The organism is Lishizhenia sp. (assembly GCF_033720595.1).
Classification (GTDB): Bacteria; Bacteroidota; Bacteroidia; order Flavobacteriales_D; family Crocinitomicaceae; genus Lishizhenia.
Genome location: NZ_JAWWCF010000244.1, coordinates 1 through 3,548 on the forward strand (window position 1 = coordinate 1; position 3,548 = coordinate 3,548).

Here is a 3,548-nt window from a genome sequence, read left to right on the forward strand (position 1 = left end):
ATTACAACTTTGTGTTGAGGATAAGCTAAACGCAGAGCAGGGTCACCAATTAGGGTGAAACATCTTTTATTTTCGTTCGTGGATGCTTGATTTTTGGTTAGTCGTATAATCTCTCCTAATGTTTGTGGACGATTATCACTATCTGGTTTAAAGATATTTTGATAGAAGGCGATGTTTACAATGGAGTTTACGCTAATGTAGACAGAACGGGTTGTTGTCATTAAAGCTATGGCTCCACCGTTAGGGTTGAGGAACAGGTGTTCTCCTGCAGAGATTAACTTGTTGTTGTCAAAACGCGTAAACTCGCACGTAGCACTCACAAAAAGCGTAAGTCTATCAATGTTTGTTAAAGCGTTTATCTGGTTGTTGGTTAAAATTCTTTCCTGAGCCAAGCCTGCTTCACCACCATGACCAATATAGGTCATCACCAAGTTTCCGCTTGCAAAATTTCTATTGATTAGCTCATTGGCTTGAGGGTATCTTTCGCCTGCAGCTGAAGTTTTTTGTGTTAATGCGTCTAAATAAATTTTATTCGCATTCATCATTGGGTAATTGGCTTCAATGTAATTGGCAAAAGGCTCAATGTCTTGGTTTAGAAAGTTGTCATTTACATCATCCCTATCATCAGAAATTAAGGCGTAGTTTAATCTCCAAGAACCCTGTGTTGATGAATATCCGTTTTCGTCTGTATTACTTGAAGTGTTGGCAAAAAGTGTAGATCCATTTTTCATGTAGTGTTCTATCTTATCCACCATTTGCTTGGCTTGTAACTCATTGCTCACGATAATTCTACCAATAGCGATATCTAAATCATCATTGTTATTTAATCCTTCATTGTCTCCAAGTAATCCATAGTAATCATCTGTTACCAAAGACTGAATGTGATGTTCTGAATTTAAAGCTTGATAGGTTGGAATCATATTGTTGTTGTTATCAACCCTGTCTTTAGGGTCATATGTTCCATCTCCAAATAAACACATGTACTTGGGCATAAGGCTAGGGTCGCCATTGGCTCTATCGTAAAACATTTTGGCAAACATTCTAATCGCTGTGATGTCTGGTGCACCCCCAGAAAATTCGTTGTATAAATCATTGATGTCTACCAAGTGGTAAGAAAGTCCTTGCGCTTCATGAAGATTGGCTAAGCGTTGGGCTTGCGACTTCAAAGAGGGGTGGGTAATGATTAAATAATCTGCATATCCAAGTCCGTGTAAATCCTGATTAGCTACCTTTTCTATAAAGCTTGGAGAAAGGTAATTGTTATTAAAAGCTACAAACTCTCTTAAACTATCCGCATCAACAGAGAATGAGTAGGTGCTTCCTACTAAAGTTCCGTTGACAAGAGAAGGTTGTGTATTATCTGTTACTTCCCAAACTTTAAGGTTAGAGGTGAAGTTGCTAATTTGAAAGTTGGCAATGTTTCCAGAACCGACACTTTGAATGTCTCTAAAGTCAAGTTGATTTTCCGCAATTTTCAACTGTCGTCTCACATTGATTTCCAAAAAGTCGAGGTAGGCATAAATAGAAGGGAGGTTTCTATTCAATACACAATTCAAGGTAATGTTACCAGAGGTAGGTGCGAAATTTCCATTTGTAACACTCACAGTTTTTCTCCCAAATGCTGTTTCACCACCGCTCCATGCATTTAAGGTATCACTAGCTATGCTATTTCCATTATAATTGATTCCAAAGTAACTGGTGTTGTCTCCCGCGTTATAAGCAATGGCATATCGCAAACTAGCTGGGGCATTTACAGCTATGTTGGGTAAATTAAAATTGAAATTTTGAGAGAGTTCGACGTCAAACTTTTCTCCATACCATCTTCTCCCAGAGTGTATTAAGTTTACTTCTTCTTTTTCGTGGCGAGCATAGTCGTTAAAGCTAGTTACAGTGTGCGTAGCCGCCGCAGTTGTTGTTTGAGCAGAAGAAATCCTCAAGGGAGGTTCAGCTGCATTCACATTAATAAAATAAGCACTGTAATCAGCGTAGTGATTTTGAATGCGCTCAAAACCTAGAGAACCAATTCTTTCCCAACGGTTCGGACCTTTTCCATAAAAGAGAATTTTATCTCCAGGATCGAAGGATCCATCATTTCCACCTATAACTTCAATCGCGTTTTTAAGGATGTCATCAGGTCTTTCCTCAAAATTGTTGTACGGAAGTTCTCCAAAGCCATTCCCGTATACATTAATATGGTCTGGATTTAAATTACTTACGTTCACACCAATTGATTGAAGAAAATCATAGGTAATGACATGCACTCCATCTTGCGTAACTTTTATCTTGTACCAATCACCAGAGCCTGGCTGCAAGGCTGAATGAGCTTTGAAATCTCTTTGTTTGGCGGGGGCGTAATAATTTGTGTTTTGTGTGGCTTGAACAGAGGTGACCTTTAAGATGTTGTTGTTTACCTTTATATAAGGTGATATACTCACACTTTCATACAACTGCGCTCTGTTGTCTGTAGTTCTTCTTTCAAATTGAAAAGCAGTGGGTATTAGTATGTTGTTTGCCTCAAGTTCTTTTATCTCGTTTTGGCTTGCCGGTGTAGTGGAATAACTTACAAATTGTAAAGCCCAGTTACGCGACGATTTTTCCATTTTCCATTGGAAAGATAATTCTCCTTCCAATTGCATGAAATTTTGAGCTTGTAAAGACGTGTTGTCTGTGTTCCAGTCAACTGGAATTGTGATTTCTCTTTGACTCCAAACAGTAGTTCCAAAACAAAGAACTGTAACCCAAAGCAAAATTTGTCGTATCATCATGTGTCCTTAATGTGATTTATTAAGTAATTGTAGCGCAAGAAAAGCGAATATGCTAATTTCTCCACAGTAAAACGCTAAATTGTTAGGGATATTATAAATTGATAATTCAAATTACCTCAATTCTGAATTTTTTTTGTAACATTGGAGGTTTTAAACGCTATGTTAACGCATCAAAACGTGCAAATGACTATTAAAATAATTAAAAAAGGCTTGTTTTTGCTGCTGTTCACGCTTGTGACAGCAAATGCAAATGCTCAGGATCCACAGTTCTCACAGTTCTATGCGAACCCTATTTATTTGAATCCTGCTTTTGCGGGAACAAATGGATGTCCTCGAGTGGCTGCTAACTACCGTAACCAATGGCCGAGCTTATCAGGAAATTACGTTACCTATTCAGCATCATACGACCAATATTTTAACAATATTAACGGTGGTTTTGGTGTTATAGCAACACACGATCAACAAGGGCAGGGTACAATACAACATTCTACTTTGAGCTTGATATACTCTTACCACTTGAAAGTGAATAGAAAATTCACGATGCTTTTTGGAGCCAAGGCAACATGGAACCAAAAGTTTTTGGATTGGAGTAGGTTGACATTTGGTGACATGATTGATCAGCGTAGAGGTTTTATTTACGGTACGAACGATGTTCCTCGTGGAGGGTCTGTAGGATTTTTTGATGCTTCTGCAGGTTTTATGGGGTACACGGAGTCGTGGTTGTTTGGTGGATCAGCACAAAACAAAAAAAAAACAAACAAAAAATGTGTAGTTGGGGAAAAG

2 protein-coding genes are annotated in these 3,548 nt (G+C 38.2%); one reads left to right on the forward strand and one right to left on the reverse strand.

Annotated features, from left to right (window positions below):
- On the reverse strand, nucleotides 1-2,765 hold a 2,765-nt coding region (porU, locus tag R3333_RS13300; protein ID WP_318959261.1), incomplete at its 3' end, for a type IX secretion system sortase PorU.
- A gap of 183 nt (nucleotides 2,766-2,948) precedes the next feature.
- Between porU and R3333_RS13305 the strand changes: the two genes are divergently transcribed.
- A partial coding sequence (locus tag R3333_RS13305; RefSeq protein ID WP_318959262.1) for a PorP/SprF family type IX secretion system membrane protein occupies nucleotides 2,949-3,548 on the forward strand: 600 nt, incomplete at its 3' end.